The 17,386-nt window shown below is 66.5% G+C and carries 19 protein-coding genes and 1 pseudogene; 10 read left to right on the forward strand and 10 right to left on the reverse strand.

Features of this window, described 5'->3' with window-relative positions; translation table 11 throughout:
• Nucleotides 1–77: 77 nt before the first annotated feature.
• Both BN1186_RS09950 and dnaA read right to left on the reverse strand, forming a co-directional pair.
• A complete protein-coding gene (locus BN1186_RS09950) occupies nt 78–335 on the reverse strand; it encodes a metal-sensitive transcriptional regulator (protein ID WP_040283821.1) in 258 nt (85 codons plus the stop codon).
• A 202-nt stretch (nt 336–537) separates the two neighbouring features.
• Nucleotides 538–1,893, reverse strand: coding sequence for a chromosomal replication initiator protein DnaA (gene dnaA, locus BN1186_RS09955; protein WP_246043285.1), 1,356 nt, complete (start codon nt 1,891–1,893; stop codon nt 538–540).
• Between the two features lie 357 nt (nt 1,894–2,250).
• Between dnaA and rpmH the strand changes: the two genes are divergently transcribed.
• From rpmH to BN1186_RS10000, 9 genes and pseudogenes are all read left to right on the forward strand, one after another.
• On the forward strand, nt 2,251–2,388 hold the full coding sequence (rpmH, locus tag BN1186_RS09960) for a 50S ribosomal protein L34 (RefSeq protein ID WP_040283822.1): 138 nt from the start codon (nt 2,251–2,253) through the stop codon (nt 2,386–2,388).
• A 4-nt stretch (nt 2,389–2,392) separates the two neighbouring features.
• Nucleotides 2,393–2,737, forward strand: a complete 345-nt coding sequence (gene rnpA, locus BN1186_RS09965) for a ribonuclease P protein component (protein ID WP_040283823.1) — start codon at nt 2,393–2,395, stop codon at nt 2,735–2,737.
• 5 nt (nt 2,738–2,742) lie between these two features.
• Nucleotides 2,743–2,964 (forward strand): annotated as a pseudogene (gene yidD / locus BN1186_RS09970) (membrane protein insertion efficiency factor YidD); the annotation flags it as partial.
• Between the two features lie 62 nt (nt 2,965–3,026).
• On the forward strand, nt 3,027–4,139 hold the full coding sequence (yidC, locus tag BN1186_RS09975; protein WP_040283824.1) for a membrane protein insertase YidC: 1,113 nt from the start codon (nt 3,027–3,029) through the stop codon (nt 4,137–4,139).
• A gap of 76 nt (nt 4,140–4,215) precedes the next feature.
• The gene (locus BN1186_RS09980; RefSeq protein WP_040283825.1) at nt 4,216–4,683 is read left to right on the forward strand and encodes a Jag family protein; all 468 of its coding nucleotides are present in this window, start codon (nt 4,216–4,218) and stop codon (nt 4,681–4,683) included.
• A 1,327-nt stretch (nt 4,684–6,010) separates the two neighbouring features.
• Nucleotides 6,011–6,649 carry a 16S rRNA (guanine(527)-N(7))-methyltransferase RsmG gene (rsmG, locus tag BN1186_RS09985; protein WP_040284039.1) on the forward strand — a complete coding sequence of 213 codons (639 nt, stop codon included), beginning with the start codon at nt 6,011–6,013 and terminating at the stop codon, nt 6,647–6,649.
• 359 nt (nt 6,650–7,008) lie between these two features.
• Complete coding sequence (locus BN1186_RS09990) at nt 7,009–7,986, forward strand: ParA family protein (RefSeq protein ID WP_040283826.1); 978 nt, start codon at nt 7,009–7,011, stop codon at nt 7,984–7,986.
• On the forward strand, nt 7,986–8,873 hold the full coding sequence (locus tag BN1186_RS09995; RefSeq protein WP_040283827.1) for a ParB/RepB/Spo0J family partition protein: 888 nt from the start codon (nt 7,986–7,988) through the stop codon (nt 8,871–8,873). Before BN1186_RS09990 ends, BN1186_RS09995 begins: the two co-directional genes overlap by 1 nt.
• Nucleotides 8,874–8,948: 75 nt before the next feature.
• A complete protein-coding gene (locus BN1186_RS10000; protein WP_246043286.1) occupies nt 8,949–9,362 on the forward strand; it encodes a DUF3817 domain-containing protein in 414 nt (137 codons plus the stop codon).
• Between the two features lie 116 nt (nt 9,363–9,478).
• Here BN1186_RS10000 and BN1186_RS10005 read toward each other — a convergent pair whose 3' ends face one another.
• The 6 genes from BN1186_RS10005 to trxB form a co-directional block, all read right to left on the reverse strand.
• Entirely contained in the window at nt 9,479–10,195 is a 717-nt protein-coding gene (locus BN1186_RS10005; RefSeq protein ID WP_040283828.1) for an SURF1 family protein, read from the reverse strand.
• Nucleotides 10,192–11,124, reverse strand: a complete 933-nt coding sequence (locus BN1186_RS10010) for a D-alanine--D-alanine ligase family protein (protein WP_040283829.1) — start codon at nt 11,122–11,124, stop codon at nt 10,192–10,194. Before BN1186_RS10010 ends, BN1186_RS10005 begins: the two co-directional genes overlap by 4 nt.
• A 14-nt stretch (nt 11,125–11,138) precedes the next feature.
• The gene (locus BN1186_RS10015; RefSeq protein WP_040283830.1) at nt 11,139–12,440 is read right to left on the reverse strand and encodes an aminotransferase-like domain-containing protein; all 1,302 of its coding nucleotides are present in this window, start codon (nt 12,438–12,440) and stop codon (nt 11,139–11,141) included.
• Nucleotides 12,437–13,030 (reverse strand): hypothetical protein, encoded by a 594-nt coding sequence (locus BN1186_RS10020; protein WP_040283831.1) that lies wholly within the window; start codon nt 13,028–13,030, stop codon nt 12,437–12,439. Before BN1186_RS10020 ends, BN1186_RS10015 begins: the two co-directional genes overlap by 4 nt.
• Nucleotides 13,030–13,347: a thioredoxin gene (gene trxA, locus BN1186_RS10025; protein ID WP_040283832.1), complete on the reverse strand. Its 318-nt coding sequence runs from the start codon at nt 13,345–13,347 to the stop codon at nt 13,030–13,032. The genes BN1186_RS10020 and trxA overlap by 1 nt, the downstream gene beginning before the upstream one ends.
• A 198-nt stretch (nt 13,348–13,545) precedes the next feature.
• Entirely contained in the window at nt 13,546–14,496 is a 951-nt protein-coding gene (trxB, locus tag BN1186_RS10030) for a thioredoxin-disulfide reductase (protein WP_040283833.1), read from the reverse strand.
• Nucleotides 14,497–14,668: 172 nt separating this feature from the next.
• Between trxB and BN1186_RS10035 the strand changes: the two genes are divergently transcribed.
• Nucleotides 14,669–15,256, forward strand: coding sequence for a hypothetical protein (locus BN1186_RS10035; protein ID WP_040283834.1), 588 nt, complete (start codon nt 14,669–14,671; stop codon nt 15,254–15,256).
• 86 nt (nt 15,257–15,342) lie between these two features.
• Here the strand turns inward: BN1186_RS10035 and BN1186_RS10040 are convergent, their stop codons facing one another.
• Nucleotides 15,343–16,278 (reverse strand): enoyl-CoA hydratase/isomerase family protein, encoded by a 936-nt coding sequence (locus BN1186_RS10040; protein WP_040283835.1) that lies wholly within the window; start codon nt 16,276–16,278, stop codon nt 15,343–15,345.
• A 73-nt stretch (nt 16,279–16,351) separates the two neighbouring features.
• Complete coding sequence (locus BN1186_RS10045) at nt 16,352–17,323, reverse strand: sugar-binding transcriptional regulator (protein ID WP_040283836.1); 972 nt, start codon at nt 17,321–17,323, stop codon at nt 16,352–16,354.
• Nucleotides 17,324–17,386: the final 63 nt, after the last annotated feature.

Here is a 17,386-nt window from a genome sequence, read left to right on the forward strand (position 1 = left end):
TTCAGAAACCCCCAAGTATCTGCCGGGCCCGTTGCCCGGCACCTGGGCAGCACACCAGCAGCGAGGCTCTGACCGGATCAGGCCAAGGAGAGGAACAGCTTTTCCATCTTCGCCTGGTCCATTCCCCCGTCGGGATCGGCCATGCACTGGCGCAGGCCGACGGCGATCGTCGAGAAACCCGCACGGTCGACGGCCTTGGAGACGGCGGCGAGCTGCATCACGATGTCGTCGCACTCCCGGCCGTCCTCGATCATCTTGATGATCCCGCCCAGTTGGCCCTGGGCACGCTTGAGTCGCCGGACCACCGATGCCATCTCTTCAGGGTTCAACTGCATGACCTCAGCATACCGGGGCGGGTATGTAGGTCGTGGGCTAAGCACGGGACCGCGCCCTGAGCCAAGCACGGCGCGTTCGATCGAAGGAGCGGTTGCTGGAAGAGCCCTCAGCGTGGCACACAGGGATAATCACCCGTCCTTTGACCGGGCGCTGGGCGCCCAGCTCAGGAAACGGCAAGGTGCGGGGTCAACAGGCTTGGATTCAGGCCTGCTTGATCTGGTTGGTCAGCTCCGTGACCTGGTTGTACAGGTCGCGGTCCACGCCGATCTTCTCGGTGATCTTGCGCACCGCGTGCAGCACCGTCGAGTGGTCGCGGCCGCCGAACTTGGCGCCGATCTTCGGCAGCGACAACTCGGTCATCTCCCGGCACAGGTACATCGCCACCTGGCGGGCCGACGCGATGGTGGCCACCCGGCTGGAACCCGTCAGATCATCCAGGGTGATGCCGAAGTAGCGCGAACTGGCCTCCATGATCGTCTGCGCGTCGACGGGGGCCGCGTCCTCCGGCATCAGGTCGTTGAGCACCTGCTGCGTGAGTTCCTCGGTGATCTCCTGCGCGTTGAGGCTGGCCAGGGCCGCGACGCGGGTGAGGGCGCCCTCCAACTCGCGGATGTTCGTCGGGATCCGGGACGCGATCAGCTCCAACACCTGCGTGCCGGCGGTCAGCCGCTGCTGCGCCACCTTCTTGCGCAGAATGGCGATGCGGGTCTCGAGGTCTGGCGGCTGGATGTCGGTCATCAGGCCCCACTCAAACCGCGACCGCAGCCGGGGCTCCAGCGCCTCCAGCAGCTTCGGCGGCCGGTCCGACGTCATCACGATCTGCTTCTGCGCATTGTGCAACGTGTTGAACGTGTGGAAGAACTCCTCCTGCGTCTGGATCTTCGACTCCAGGAACTGGATGTCGTCAACCAGCAGCACGTCCACGTCGCGGTACGACGAACGGAACTCCGCTGTGCGGTTGTTGGAAATTGCGTTGATGAAATCGTTGGTGAGTTCCTCGGTGGAGACGTACTTCACGCGCAGGTTCTCGTAATAGCTGGTCACGTAGTGGCCGATGGCGTGCAGCAGGTGCGTCTTCCCCAAGCCGGAGGGGCCGTAGATCATCAGCGGGTTGTAGGACTTGCCCGGCGTCTCCGCGACGGCGGCCGCGGCGGCGTGGGCAAAGCGGTTCGACGAGCCCGCGACGAACGACTCGAACGTGTAGCGTGGGTTCAGCCGCACCTCCTGCGGCTTCGACCGCGGCAGCATGGGCTGCGGGGGCATTTCATCCGGCGGCGGCGGGGCGGGTGCCGTCTCCGTGGGGACGAGCTCCGGATTGATCATCACCGCCAGGTGCGTGGGCTTGCCGCACAACTCGCTCAGCCTGCCCTCGATCTGGGGACGCAGCTTCGTCTCGAGCCGTTCACGGGTGGGTTCGTCACCGACGGCGAGCATGAGCGTCGAACCGTGCATGTCGACGGGGAGGGTGCGGCGCAACCATGCGCGGCTGGGCAGATCTGCGGAGGTGATCACGTCTTCCCAGAGCACCGCCAGGTCCGGCGTCGGTGATTGATTCACCTCACCCACTTCCCGGCGGATCCACCGCCTCAGTCACGTCGCGTCCACAGAGTTGTCCACAGAAGGGTATAACTCTCCCCCGGATAAAGCGAAGGCCCCCCACCTGTGGATAACCCGTGGGGACAGAGCATTGAAACTAGTACCCAGAAGCCATTCTCGCAAGGCGAATCGACGGTTTCCCGGTGTGTCGGCTGGACTACAATCATGTAATTTGCTTGGTTGCTCAGTCACCCCTGTTCCGGTTTGGCGAACAAAGGGTTATCCACGTATCGTTGACCAGTCGCCATTTTCGGCGAACACTTCCCCCTGCCCGGCGCCCCGGGCAGCGTCACCTTCGAAACTGAGGGAGTCAATCCCATGAGCAAGCGCACGTTCCAGCCGAGCAACCGCCGCCGCAGCCGCAACCACGGCTTCCGCGCCCGCATGCGCACCCGCGCCGGCCGCGCCATCCTGGCCGCCCGTCGTCGTAAGGGTCGCGTCGAGCTGTCGGCCTGATCACGTGCTGCCGAAATCGCAGCGCCTGAAGAGGCCCGGCGAATTTGGCATCACCGTCAGGCACGGCTCGAGAGCGGCAACGCCGACAGTAGTGGTGCACGTGAGGCACCCCCAGCACAATCCACCCGAGTTCACCCGGGTGGGTTTTGTTGTCTCCAAGAAGGTGGGCAACGCCGTGACCCGCAACCGCGTCAAGCGTCGCCTCCGCCATCTGGCCGCCGAGATGACCAGCCCATTCCCCACAGACGTCGTGGTGCGGGCACTACCTGGCGCCGCCGTCGAACCCGGCCGCGTCGCCAACGACCTCACCGACGCCTGGCACAGGGCGTTCCGGAAGGCCGGTGCATGAGGTACCCGCTGATCTGGTTCGTCAAGATGTGGCGCCGGTTCATCTCGCCCATCTATGGAGACGTGTGCAAGTTCCACCCGACGTGCTCGGCCTACGGGCTGGCCGCGTTGGAAACCCACGGAGCCCTCAAAGGCTCCGCCCTGACCATTGGTCGAATCGCCCGCTGCCATCCGTGGAGCCAGGGCGGCGTCGACTATGTTCCCGGTACACCCCAGGCAGAAGCCTGGGCCCGGGAGAATTCGCAAAGCTCGACGCCCGGTGCGGCGTCGCTCCAAGCTGAGGTGGCTTAATGCTCGATCTGTTCGTCCAGCTGAACATCTGGGACAGCTTCTACGGTCTGCTGTCAGCGATGATGCAGCCCATCTACTGGGTGATCTCCGGCCTGGTGGTGCTGTTCCACCGACTGTTCACCCCCCTGTTCGGCGCAGATTCCGGCGTGACGTGGACACTGGCCATCATCATGCTCACCGTGGTGATCCGCACCCTGCTGATCCCGCTGTTCGTCAAGCAGATCAACTCGGCACGCAACATGCAGCTCATGCAGCCCAAGGTCGCCGAGCTGCAGAAGAAGTACGGCCACGACCGCGAACGGCTCGGTCAAGAGACCATGAAGCTGTACAGGGAAGAGGGCGTCAACCCCATGGCGTCGTGTCTGCCGCTGCTGCTGCAGATGCCCATCTTCCTCGGCCTGTTCCGCGTGCTGCAGGGCGTGGCGGACAACACCCCCCGCGGCCACTTCTTCCGTGAGAACCCGCACCTGGTGGAGTCGCTGCGCAACTCCGAGATCTTCGGAGCCGGCCTCGCAGACCGCATCTTCCCCATCGAGAGTTTCGGCGCCACGCAGATCCTCGGCATCCTGCTCGTCGTCGCCATGGTGGGTGTCTTCTTCGTCACCCAGCTGCAGCTGATGCGCAAGAACATGCCGCCGGAGTCGCAGACCGGCCAGGCCGCGCAGATGCAGAAGATGATGCTGTACTTCTTCCCCGTCGTCTACGCCATGTCGGCCACGTTCATCCCCATCGGCGTGCTCGTCTACTGGCTCACGTCCAACGTGTGGACCATGGTGCAGCAGGCCATCCTCATCCGGAACAACCCCGCGCCCAACACCCCGGCCTACATCGACTGGGAGGAGCGCATGAAGGCCAAGGGTCTGGATCCCGACGAGGTGGTTCGCCAGCGCGCCGAGAAGCGCCGCAAGAACAAGGCCAACTCCACCTCGCGCGCCGTCGGCAAGCCCGCCGCCCGATCCGAGGACGCAGAGGGCTCCACCCGCGTCGACGAGGCGCCTAAGGTGACGCGTCAGCAGGTGACCCGGCAGACTGTCCGCACGACAGAGGACGGGCGCCGCATCGTGCAGCGGCAGCAGCCGCGCCAGCAGCCCCGCTCCAAGCGCAAGAAGTAGACCCAACCTGGCCTAGAGCGGGAGCACCTGAACGCTCGCGGCCACCCAGCTTTATTCGACAGATAAGGAAACACAGATGGCCGACAACGACGCCGATCTGCTCGCCGAGGGCGACCTCGTCGCCGATTACCTCGAGGAACTCCTCGACATCGCGGACCTCGACGGCGACATCGAGAACTCCGTGCAGGAGGGTCGCGCCTACATCGCGATCGACACCGATTCCGAGCAGCTGGTGGGCAAGGACGGCGAAGTCCTCGACGCCCTGCAGGAGCTCTCCCGCCTCGTCGTGATGACCGAGACCGGTAACCGTTCGCGCCTGATGGTCGACGTCGCGGGCTTCCGCGCACGCCGCCGAGCCGAGCTCATCGCCCTGGCGAAGGACGCCATCGCCGAGGTGCAGGAGACCGGGGAGCAGGCGCGTCTGGCCCCGATGAACGCCTACGAGCGCAAGATCGTCCACGACGAGGTTGCCGCTGCCGGTCTGGTGAGCGAGTCCGAGGGCGAGCCGCCGAACCGTCGCGTGGTAGTCCAGAAGGCCGACTGAGAGGCCGCTGAGCTTCGCGCCCCGCGTTGGTTGCGCCTGCGAGCGCAGCGAGCAGTGTCGAAACCTCTGCAGCGTCTGGTCCCTGAGCGTGAGCGCCCGCGCGAACGACTAAGGGTCTCCGCAGCGTGTCTGACACCTGGTCCCCAGCTTGGTGCCGCAGTGTCTGATGGGGGCCTTCGCCGCCCATGCCGAAGGCGGTCACACTGTGCGTGTTCTGGTCTGGGGTGGGGTGACCGTCTTCGGCAACGCCCGACCCACCCTCTTAGAACCCCATCAGAGACTGCTTCACACACTGAGGTGCTGTGAGGTGTTGCCGAAACCGTGGCCGCTGTTGTTGCCGTCGTGTCCGGTGGCGGGGTACTCCGTAGATGGTCGGTGTTGCCGGGCAACAACTCCTGGGTGGGGTCCGGGCTCGGCGCGCGTACTTGCATCCCCCCGCCCCCGGCCACTCCTTTAAACTGAAGCCGACCACAGGTGCCCGACTGACGCTCTAGGGCAGCGCTGATTATCGCGGTCCCTGAGCCAGCCCCCCGCGGCTGGTTGAAGGGCGCCAAGCGTGACCAGGGCTTGAATCGACACTCGCCCGTCCTTTACTTCGACCAGTCGCTCGTTCCTCGCGGCTGGCTCAGCACAAGCGACAGGGCGCGGGGCGCCCGGCTCAGGAAACGAGGAGTTGTTCAGCGCTTCCCTGGGGCGCTGGGGGTGTGAGCCGTGGGGAAGGGGCGGATTTACTTCGTCACGCGTTCGCTACTTCGTCGCAGAGCGCGGCTCAGAACGGCGCTGGGTAGGCGGGCGTTCGGGGAGAGGCCGGTGTCCGCGTCACAGACGGAACCACGATCCTGCGAACCACGCACCGGCCGATGGGGCTCCACTCGGGCGGGGGCCGGCCCCTTCCCCACGGCGACCCGGGCGGTGGATCAGGTGCTGGACATGCTGCGGGGCCCTTCGTCGTTCGCGCGGGCGCTCGCGCTCAGGGACCAGACGCTGTAGGGATGTCGACACGCTACGCCTCTCGTTCCGGGCGGGCAGCGGCTCAACCAGCGCTGGAGGGGTTTCGACACTGCCCGCTGCGCTCGCAGGCTCAACCAGCGTCGCGGGCGCGACGCTCTCAGGGTTGGCGGGGGGGTCGCGTCGTCGCTCAGTACACAGCGACGCTTGCGTTGAGTGTCGCTGGGAGTGGCAAGGGATTGAAGTGCCAGCGTCCACGGCTCGCCTGAGACGCACGCCCAAGCGCTGGTTGTTGCACGTGAAACATTCACCTTCACCTGAGAGGTCGTCCGCGTGCATACAGGCGCGTGTTGGTGGCATGGTTGGAGTCATGGAGCCCATGGAGCACGACGCCTCGATCGCGGAAGATGCCGTAGCCGCGACACTGTTTTCGGTATATCCGCATGCCGAGGAAGAGTTAAAACGATATGTCGATATATTGGCATCTCGAGGTTTGGAGTGGGGCCTGATGGGGCCGCGGGAGGGATCCAGGCTATGGCAGAGGCACATCGGCAACTCGCTGGCATTGGTGGATCCACTGCCTCAAGGCGTGACGGTGGCTGACATCGGTAGCGGCGCCGGGCTTCCCGGGATTCCCCTGGCTATCGCCCGGCCTGATCTGCAGATCACGCTGATTGAGTCGCTGAAGCGCCGCGCGAAGTTCCTCGAACTGGCCATTGAGGAGCTTGGGCTTGACGATCGGGTGGTCGTGTTGCGGGGGCGCGCCGAGGACGTCACCGAGACCTTTGACGTGGTGGTCTGCCGAGCGGTCGCACCCCTTGAGAAGTTGCTGCGTTGGACCACTCCCCTGTTCTGCCCGGGTGGATCGTTGCTGGCACTCAAGGGCGAATCAGCTGAGGACGAGATCCGGAACGCCTCGAAGCTCCTGAAGGCGAGCAAGCTCAAGGCCGATGTGATTGAACTGCAGGCAGCACCTGAGGTTGAGGGCACGCGGGCCATTCGGGTGCAGCGAGTTTGACGCCTGTTCAAAGATCTGAGGGTTGCTCCGCGGTGGATCGGCCGCCTTGTAGGGCGTGACTAGGAGCTTAACTCTTATGGATGAGGTGATGGATCGGCTGCGGGGGCCCTTCGTCGTTCGCTGGCTCGCATCCTTCGACCAGACGCACTGCTCGTTCCTCGCAAGCGCATGGCTCCCGGACAGGAGCTCGCTGGCGAGCGCTCAGGGACTGAATGCGGAGGTCCTTCGTGTCGACGCGTCCTGTGCTGTGTGTGGGGATGGACCCAGCACAAGCGCGGTGTTTCACGTGAAACGGCCACCGAATCGTGTCTGTCCGACGGGTTGGGTAGAGTTCACCTGAACCCCAAGGAGGCCTCTCGATGGCGTTGTTCTTCCGCAAACGCAAGCCTGTCACGGACGAGCATGAACTGTGGAAGGACCACAGCAATGTTTCACGTGAAACGTCTGCACAGCCCCGTAGGGCGATGGGCCGCGAAATCTCCGTCGAGGACGAGTATGGCGATGAGTTCATCGAGTTCGAAGAGCCGAAGCCGACGCTTCCCCGCCCGGCAAAGCCGCGTGTGTTTGTTGTCGCAAACCAGAAGGGCGGCGTGGGGAAGACCACGACGACGGTCAATGTCGCTACCGCACTGGCACTCGGCGGCCTCAACGTGCTGGTGATCGACATTGACCCCCAGGGCAACGCTTCCACGGCGCTCGGTGTCGAGCATGCGCCGGGCACTAAGGGGACCTACGAGGTGCTGACTGAGCAGGTCGGGATCATCGAGCATGCGCAGAACTCGCCGCACTCCCCCAACCTCCACGTACTGCCCGCTGCGATCGACCTCGCGATGGCGGAACTCGAACTCGTGAACGAACGCGGCCGCGAGATGCGCATGCGCGACGCGATTCAGACCTACATTGACGAATCAGGCGTCGACTACATCTTCTTCGACTGCCCGCCGTCCCTTGGGCTACTCACGCTGAACGCGCTCGTCGCGGCCACTGAGATTCTGGTGCCGATCCAGACCGAGTACTACGCGCTCGAGGGCGTGTCGCACCTCATGCGCACCATCAACAAGGTCAAGGGCAACCTGAACGACGACCTGTTCCTCAGCACCATCCTGCTCACCATGTTCGATCCCCGCACCAACCTTTCGCGGGATGTGGCCGACGAAGTGCGTCGTCACTTCCCCAACGAAACGCTGAGCGTGGAGATCCCGCGCTCGGTCAAAATCGCCGAAGCTCCCGGCTTCGGGCAGACGATCATGACGTACCAGCCGAAGAACGTAGGCGCTGTGGCGTATCAACAGGCCGCTGAAGAGATCGCCAACCGCGCAGAGAGGGCAAATGACTGATGGCCGCCAAGAACACCGGCTTGGGGAGGGGACTGGGCGACCTCTTCGCCCGTACCGACGGCGACCAGGCGCCGGAGCTCAAGGACGGCTCCCAGTTCCTTGAGATTCCACTCACACAGATCGCTCCCAACCCGCAACAGCCCCGGACTTCCTTTGATGAGGATGACCTGGCGGAGTTGGCCGACTCCATCAGGGAGTTCGGCGTGCTCCAGCCCGTGGTGGTGCGGCCCGTGGGTAAGGACTCGTACGAGCTGATCATGGGGGAGCGACGTCTGCGGGCCAGTATGCTGGCCAAGCAGAAGACGATTCCTGCCATCGTGCGGGGAACCGAGGACCAGGACCTTCTCCGCGACGCCCTCCTGGAGAACTTGCACCGCGCCAACCTGAACCCCATCGAGGAGGCCCGCGCGTACGGGCAGCTGCTCGACGATTTCAACTGCACGCAGGAAGTGCTGTCCCAGCGCATCCACCGTAGCCGGCCACAGATCAGCAACACTCTTCGCCTGCTGAACCTGCCGGAACGCGTGCAGTTGAAGGTTGCTGCCGGCACCATCTCCGCCGGTCATGCCCGGGCCCTGCTGTCCCTGGAGGACGCCGAGATGCAGGAACTCCTGGCGGACAGGATCATCGCAGAAGGGCTGTCCGTGCGCTCCACTGAGGAGATCGTCGCACTGGGCAAGAAGCGGGGGAGCGGCCGCACCTCGACCCCGCGTGGTCCGAAGATGCCCAGCGAGAGGGAACGCGAGATCTCGGGGCAGCTCAGCGATCACTTCGACACCAGGGTGAAGGTCAACATTGGGCGCAACAAAGGCAGGATTACCATCGAGTTCGCCTCCGGCGAGGACCTGGACAGGATCATGGCCATTCTCGAGGGTCGGAGCATCTGATGGCCGCATCCAAACCTGTAAGACTCTAAGACAGCAAAGAGATAAGAAGTTATGTCGACAAATAGACAGGACGATATGCCTGCCGATGGGCAGGACAGCATGGTGGAGGACGCGGTTCCGGCAGAGGACGTCGTCGTCCTCGACGAGGAGGACATCGCAGGCGTGAAGGGTGCGCTCACGCGCTACCGCGTCATGGCCTGGCTGGTGGGCATCCTGCTGGTGATCCTCGTGTGCGTGGGCATGCCGCTGAAGTACATCTGGAGCGACGGCCGCGTCGTGACGTGGACGGGGATTCCGCACGGCTGGCTCTACGCCGTGCTTCTGATCACCGCCTACGACCTCGGTCGGCGGGTGCAGTGGTCGATCAAGTGGTTCCTGATGATCATGGCAGCAGGAACCGTGCCGTTCCTCAGCTTCGTGGCAGAGCACTTCGCGACGAAGAACGTGAAGGCGACCATCGCAAGGAGTGAGTCGCAGCACGGGGTGTGAACTGCAGTCTGTGGTGCAGGCGTCGGACACGCTGCGGGCGCTCTTCGTCGTGCCCGGCTCGTTCCTCGCGGGGCACGCTCAGGGACCGATTGCGGGGAGTCCTCGGAGCGACCGGCTCAATCAGCGGGGGTCTTGGCGAGCCTCTTCTTCTCGTCCTTGCCCAATTGGTGCGCGGTGTACAGGCCGAAGGCGATGCCGCCGGTGGCGAAGACCCACCACTGCAGCGCGTAGCCGCGGTGCGTGGGCGACCCCTCGGCCGCGGGTAGCACAAGTTCGGCCTCGGCGAGGCCCTGGGCTTCCGAGTCTGACCCGTGGAGCGTGACATAGCCCCCGATCAGGGGAGAGGGCCACTCCTGGGCCAGTTCCTGGATCCGGACGGTGCGCATGTCGGCGACCTCGGTGCCCCCGCCGTCGCCAGGCAGGTCGGGCGCCAGGAAGATGGCCTCCACATCGTGCACGCCGGGGGGCGGTGCAGGGATGCCGTCCTCGACGGAGGCCGGATCCAGTGCGCCGCGCACGACGGCGATGTGGCGCCCGTCCTCCAGCCGCATCGCCGTCAGCACCCGCCACGGCGCGGACTCGCCCACCGTGACCTCGTACTCCGGGAGGTACTCGCCGGTGAACGTGACGCGCTTGCCGTAGACGTCCTGGACCTCGCCGTCCGCCGAGACGGCGTCGGCCAGCGGCGTGGCGGGCTCGGCGGCGCGTTCGGCGGAGACGTCGCGCGTCGACTCCTCGTAGGACGACATCTGCCACACACCCAGCCACATCATCACCGCCGCGATGACCAAGCCCACCGCGATGGCGACGGCCTGCTTGGCCCGGACGCTCACGACGCGTTCGCCTGCGCGAGGAGCGAGGCGAACACCTCCCCGAGGTCTCGGCCGGCAGCCTCGAAGGCCAGCGGCGCCAGCGACGTCTCGGTCATACCCGGCGCCACGTTGCCCTCGAAGAACACCGGCCCGTCGGCGGTGACCATCATGTCCACGCGGGACAGGTGACGCAGCCCGAGAGCCTGATGCACCTTGACCGCCAACTCCTGCGCCGCGGCGAGGGCGTCGTCAGGTAACTCGGCCGGGGTCACGAAGCGCGTGGCGCCAGCGGTGTAGCGGGATTCGTAGTCGTAGACTCCGCTCTCCGGCCGGATCTCCACCGGCGGGAGGGCGACGGGGCCGTCACCCTCGTCGAGCACCGTGACGGCGACCTCGGTGCCCTCCAGGTACTGCTCGATCACCGCCACGGGCCCGTAGGCGTAGGCGGCGACGAGCGCGCTGGGCAGCGAGGCCGCGTCGTCGACCTTGGTGGCACCCAACGCCGAGCCCGAGCGGGCCGGCTTCACCATGAGCGGGTAGCCCAGTTGCTGGCCGATCGACTCCATCAGGGCGGGGGCGCCCAGCTCGCGGAAGATGTCATGGGGCAGCGCGATCTGGCGCGGCGCGGCCAGCCCGGCGGCGGTCACCACCGACGTGGCGATGGACTTGTCGAACGTCAGCCGCGAAGCCGCCCCGGTGGGCCCCACGAACGGCACGCCCAGCACCTCGAGCACCTCGCGCAGGGCGCCGTCCTCGCCCAGCCCGCCGTGCAGCATGGGCACGACGACGGGGTTGTCGGTGCCGCGGATCAGCTCCACCAGGTCAGCGTTGACGTCGGTCTCGACGACGGCGCACCCAGCGTCGCGGAGCGCCTGGGCCACGCGTCGACCGCTGCGCAATGACACGTCCCGCTCGTGGCTGAGACCTCCTGCGATGACGATGACGTTCACGGCATAACTCCTTGTCAACTCAGGTTGGGGCCCGGGCCCGCGGGGCGTCGTGGTTCAAGGGGGGAGGAGGTGTGGACGCCGAAGATGTCCATCATGTCGAGTTCGCGGCGCACCACCTCGGCGAAGCGCTGCACGCCGTCGCGGATGCGTTCCGCGGTGGGGAAGCAGAACGAGAGCCGCACGTTGCGGGCGCCTTGACCGTCGGCGTAGAAGGCGTTGCCCGGCACGAACGCGACCCTGGCGTCGACCCCTCGCGGCAGCATCGCCTGCGAATCGAGACCCTCGGGGAGCGTGACCCACACGAAGAAGCCACCCGCGGGATGCGTCCAGGAGGTGCCGGCCGGCATCTCCTCCGCCAGGGAGTCCAGCATCGCGTCGCGGCGGCCGCGGTACATGTCGCGGAACACCACCACCTGGCCCCTCCAATCGTGGTTGGCCAGGTAGTTGCTGATGGCGAACTGGCTGAACACCGGCGGGCACAGCGTGGCTGATTCCTGCGCCAGCACCAGCTTCTCGCGGACGGCGTGCGGGGCGAGCACCCAGCCGACCCGGAACCCTGGAGCGAAGGTCTTGGAGAACGAGCCCAGGTAGATCACGTCATCTGCCTCGGCACGCATCGCGGGGATGGGCTCGGCGTCGAGCGCGAGCAGCCCGTACGGATTGTCCTCCACCACGAGGACGCCGGCGGCGCGGCAGGCAGCCACGATGTCGAGGCGACGCCGGGCCGATTGCGTCACCCCGGAGGGGTTGTTGTAGTTGGGGATCGTGTAGAGGAACTTGATGCGCTTGCCCTGCGCCTGAACGCGCGCCACCGTCTCCAGTAGCGCGACCGGATCGAGGCCCTCGTCGTCTGAGGGAACGTGCACCACTTCCACCTGATAGCTCAGGAAGGTGCCCAGGGCCCCCACGTACGACGGCGATTCGGCCAGCACCACGTCTCCGGGGTCGCAGAAGATGCGGGTGACCATGTCCAGGCCCTGCTGCGAACCGGCGGTGATCACCACGTCGTCGGGATGCGCGGTGATCCCTTCGAGCGCCATCACGTCGAGGATCTGCTCGCGCAACTCGGGCTCGCCCTGGCCGGAGCCGTACTGCATCACCTGCGTGCCGCGGGTGCGGATCATCTCCGCCATGGAGTCGGCGATGTCGCCGAGGGGCAGGTCCTTGATGTTGGGCATGCCGCCTGCCAGCGACACGATCTCCGGCCGGTTGGCCACGGCGAACAGCGCCCGTACGGCGGAGACGCGCATGCCCTTGGTGCGCTCCGAGTAGTTGTCGACGAACCGGTCGAGCCGGGTGTCATGGCGCTCGTTCACTGGCCCATTTCCTCCTCGATGCGCTCCAGGGTTTCGGCCACCGCGCTCCTGGGCTGTTGGGTGACGGAGGCCAGCAGGATGCCCACCTCGTCGATCACGTGCGCGCAGGCTGATTCACCGGTGTCTTCCGAGACGCCACAGTAGATTCCGCTGCCGGGGCTGGTCTCCTGCGCCGCCTCGATGGCCACGTTGGTCAGGAAATCGGCCACGTTGGGCTCCGGCCAGGTGAGGACCAGCACGACGGTGTGCTCACCATCGGTGTAATCGGCCTGGACGATCTGCTGGTTGGCGGGCGCCGGTCCGGTGGATTCGTTGACTTGGCCGCGCACGAGATCGTCCACCACGACGGGGGGCTCCAGCGCGAACGCCGGCGTGGGGGTGGGCGTCGGCTCAATGGACGGGCCCGGCCTCGGCCCGGGGTCGCCGAGTTCGGCACCGATGAGCCCGCCACCGAGCATCAGGACGGCGACACCCGCAGCCAGGGCAGGTTTCACCCAGCCGGGCATGGGCGGCCCCGCCCCCTCAGCAGGCTGGGGGGAGACCTTCTTCCAGCCTTCTGAGGGGGTGATGTCGCCGCTGGGCTCAGTCATCAGACCAGCTCGTCGATGGCCTTCGTGAGCGCCTTCTTGGTCTTGGCGCCCGAGAGGGAATTGACCACACGGCCACCCTGGAAGAACTGGAGCGTGGGCAGGGACAGCACACCCTGCTGGGCGGCGAGGTTGGGGTTGGCGTTGGTGTCGACCTTCACGAACTTCACGTTGCCGTACTGGGCGTCGAGTTCGTCGAGGATGGGCGCCATCTGCTTGCAGGGCGCGCACCAATCGGCCCAGTAGTCGACGATCACCAGGCCGCCGGCCATCAGTACCTCGTCGGCGAACGTCTTCTCGGTCACATCGGCAATAGGCATCTCAATCTCCGTTCACGATCAGGTCGGGTTGCGCCGCTGCCCGTCAAGAACCAGCGGCGCAGCGCGTGGGAAACCCGGTGGGTTTCCCGTCAAGCTTGCCGTGTCAGCTTACGGGTTTCTGCGGACCGTTGGTTTCGACACGACCGCGTTCATTGGTTGAGCCTGCGAGCGCAGCGAGCAGTGTCGAAACCGGGCGGTTCAGACGGCGGGGGTGGCGTCCTCGAGGGCCTGCAGGTAGCGCTCCGCGTCGAGGGCGGCCGAGCAGCCGGAGCCCGCGGCGGTGATGGCCTGACGGTAGGTGTGGTCCACCAGGTCGCCGCAGGCGAACACGCCAGGCAGGTTCGTGGCCGTGCCGCGACCTTCGACGAGCACGTAGCCCTCCGCGTCCAGGTGCACCTGGTCTGCCACCAGCTGCGAGCGGGGATCGTGGCCGATGGCGATGAACACGCCGTTGACCTCCAGATCGCGCTCCTCGCCGGTGACGGTGTCGGTCAGCGTGATCGACTGCACGGAGTTCTCGCCGTTGATGGTCTTGACGGTGCTGTTCCACGCGAAGTTGATCTTCGGGTCGCGCATGGCGCGGTCCACCATGATCTTGGAGGCGCGCAGCTCGTCGCGACGGTGCACCACCACCACGCTGGAGCCGAAGCGCGACAGGAACGTGGCCTCCTCCATCGCGGAGTCGCCACCACCGATCACGGCGATGGGCTTGTCGCGGAAGAACGCGCCGTCGCACGTGGCGCACCAGGACACCCCGCGGCCCGAGAGGCGGTCCTCATCCGGCAGCCCCAGGCGCCGGTAGCCGGAACCCATGGCCAGGATCACGGTCCTGGCGCGGTACTCCTTGTCGTCGGAATCCTTGACCACCTTGACCTCGCCGGTCAGCTCGACGGCGGTCACGTCGTCGGTGATCAGTTCGGCGCCGAAACGCTCGGCCTGCTTCCGCATCTCCATCATGAGATCCGGGCCGTCGATGCCCTCGGCGAAGCCGGGGTAGTTCTCCACCTCGGTGGTGTTCATCAACGCGCCGCCCGAGTCCAGCGCCCCCTCGAAGATGACGGGCTTCAGGTTGGCGCGCGCCGCGTAGATGGCGGCGGTGTAGCCGGCGGGGCCGGAGCCGATGATGATGACGTCGTGGATCTCGGACATGCAACTTCCTGGGGTTCGGGGACTCGCCCCATCCTATGACGAGGGGCCAAGATCCGGCGCCCCGGACCGCGCGGGGGTGGCGGCTCGTCTTGCGAAGGTGACCCCACTAGGCGTTACAGTCGTTGATAGCCAGGGACCTTCGGGCCCATGACAACCACAGGAAGGCTCCTATATGAGCAAGCTCCACCGTATCTCCGCCCTCGTCGCCGCCAGCATCCTGCTGGTCAGCGGCTGCGCGAACGATGACAACGACGGCGACAACACCACGGTCGCCACCGAGACCACCGCCGTCACCGCCACCACCGAGCCTGCAGTCGAGACGGAGCCAGCCGTCGAGACCACCGAGGCTGTCGTCGAGGAGACCACGGAGCCCGCCGTCGAGGAGACCGCTGAGGCTCCCACCAACGATGGCGCCGGCGAGGCTGATCCCGGCGCGCTGGATCGCGTGGTGGCCGAGGCCCAGCCCGCCGTCGACCAGCTCTACGACATGTACCCGGGCGTGTACGACGACATCCGCATCGAGGCCGAGCAGCCCGACACCGTCGTCTACATCTACCACTTCGCCAACCAGCTGGGCGAGGAGGCCGTCCCCGAGCTGGAAGCCAGCCGCCCGCAGCTCGAGGACGCCGCGTACAACCAGGTGTTCCCCGCCATGGCCGCCGAGGGCGTGCTGCCCACGCAGAAGGCCCGCTACGAGTACTACAACAACGACGGCACGCTCCTGTGGGAGACCACGCTGTCGTCCGAGGACCAGCAGTAAGCCTCGGCGCTCATCAGCCAAGAAGCCGGCCCGTCATCTCGACGGGCCGGCTTCTTTGTGCGCTGGCGCTCACGCTCAGGGGCCAGTCAGGAGTTCCAGCTGGAGCGGTAGGCGAACACCGCGTCGACCTCTTCCCTGGGCACCTCTTCGAGTGTCTTCCACCGCCACTGCGGGTTGTTGTCCTTGTCGACGAGGAGCGCGCGGACGCCCTCCACGAAGTCGACCGGGATGGTGCGCTCCGCCAGGCGCAGGTCCTGGTTGAGCACCTCGGACAGCTGCAGCGACTCGGCACGCAGCAGGGCGCGCAGGGCGACGTGGACGGCGAAGGGGGAGCGGGCGCGGAGGTCGCGGCCGGCCTGCTGCGCGGCCTCGTCGGGGTGCGACTCCAGCGCGCGGGCGATCTCCACCGCGTCGTCGGACTCGTAGCACTCCTGGATCCAGGTGGCGTCGAACAGCGGCGCGGGCAGCGGGCCGTCGGCCGATTCGTCGGCGAGGTTGAGGAGCAGCGCGTCGCCGCCGCTGAACGTGGCGGAGGTGAGCGCGATGTGCTTGCCGATCGCCCCCGCACGGGACAGCTGCATCATGATGCCGACATCAGGGAAGAAACCGATCTTCGTTTCCGGCATGGCCATCACCGTGTCCGCGTAGACGATGCGACGATCAGCGTGGCCCCCGAGACCCAGGCCGCCGCCCATGGTGACGCCCCGCATGAAGCTGGTCACGGGCTTGGGGTAGTTGGCGATCAGCATGTCGACGGCGTACTCGGTCTCGAGGAACGGCAGGAAGGTGCCGCCGTCGGCCACCACCTCGGAGAGCGCGCGCACGTCGGCGCCGGCGCAGAAGCCGCGCTCGCCTGCGCCGGCGATCTCGACGGCGGTGACGTCGTCGTCCTTGTTCCAGGAGGCGAGGGCTTCGTAGATCGCCGTCATCATGTCGTGCGTCAGGGCGTTAATCGCCTGCGGCCGGTTGAGGGTGATGCGGGCGATGCCATCGGTCACGTCTGTGAGGATGAAATCGGACATGGCCCCCACCCTACTGCCGCCACCCCCATGGGGGTAAGAAACGGTGCCACTGTGCGCGCTGCTGCAGAGCGCGTCAGGACAGCCTGAGGCCGGGGTTCATCCGGTGCAGGACGGCCCGGGCCGTGTCCTCGTCGATGACGAGGTCCGTGGCCACCCCGGCGCGCAGCGCGCCCAGCACGGGGGCAGCCTTCGCCAGCCCGCTGACCACGCAGATGCGCCGCGGGATGCGCTGCAGCTCGTGGGGCATCATGCCGGTGGCCCGCCGGTTGATGGCGAGATCGCGGTAGGAGCCGTCCTCGCGGAGCATCACGGTGCAGACGTCGCCCACCACGCCGTCGCGGGTGAGGGCCTCAAGGTCTTCGGCGCTGAGGTAGTTGGAGGCGTAGACGTGGCTCTGCAGCTCCGCGTCGACGCCGCCCACGCCGAAGAGGGCGACGTTGCAGCTGGCGCGCACCTGGAGGATGTGGCGGGTGGAGCGCTCGCGCCACATGGCCTCGCGGGTGGCCGGGTCGTCGAAGAAGGCCGGCAACGCCATGAGCTGCTCCTGCCCGCCGAAGGCGTGGGCGAAGCGGTGGAGGATGTTGCCGACGTACGGCAGGCCGGTGGTCTGCGAGTTGGCTCCGCCGTTGAGGCCCGTGACGGTGACCCCGCTGAGGTCGCGGGGCGTGAGGTGCGAGGCGATCGCCGAGGTGGTGGTGCCCCAGGCGATGCCCACGATGTCGCCGTCGGAGACCGCCTCGCTGACGACGGCGGCGGCGAGGCGGGCCACCTGGTCCAGGCGGATGATGTTGCTGGCGCCGGGCCGGACGTGTACGAGGTGGGCGTCGACGTGGAAGAACCTTCGGAAGAGCTCGGCGATCCGGCTCAGTGGGCGGTCCGGATCCGCGATGGTGATGCGCACCAGGCCGCGCTCCCGGGCCTCCTTGAGGAGCCGTGAGACGGTGGAGCGCGAGACGCCCAGCTGGTGGGCGATGGCGTCCATCGTCTCGGACTGGACGTAGTAGAGCTGGGCGACGCGCAGGAGCAACGCGGTGTCGGTGCCCATGGGCAACCCCCTGTCAGGGCGACTTTGATGGCTTCTTCAGTGCAACCTCGTCCTCATCCTAGA

The organism is Tessaracoccus massiliensis, from assembly GCF_000826065.2.
Classification (GTDB): domain Bacteria; phylum Actinomycetota; class Actinomycetes; order Propionibacteriales; family Propionibacteriaceae; genus Arachnia; species Arachnia massiliensis_A.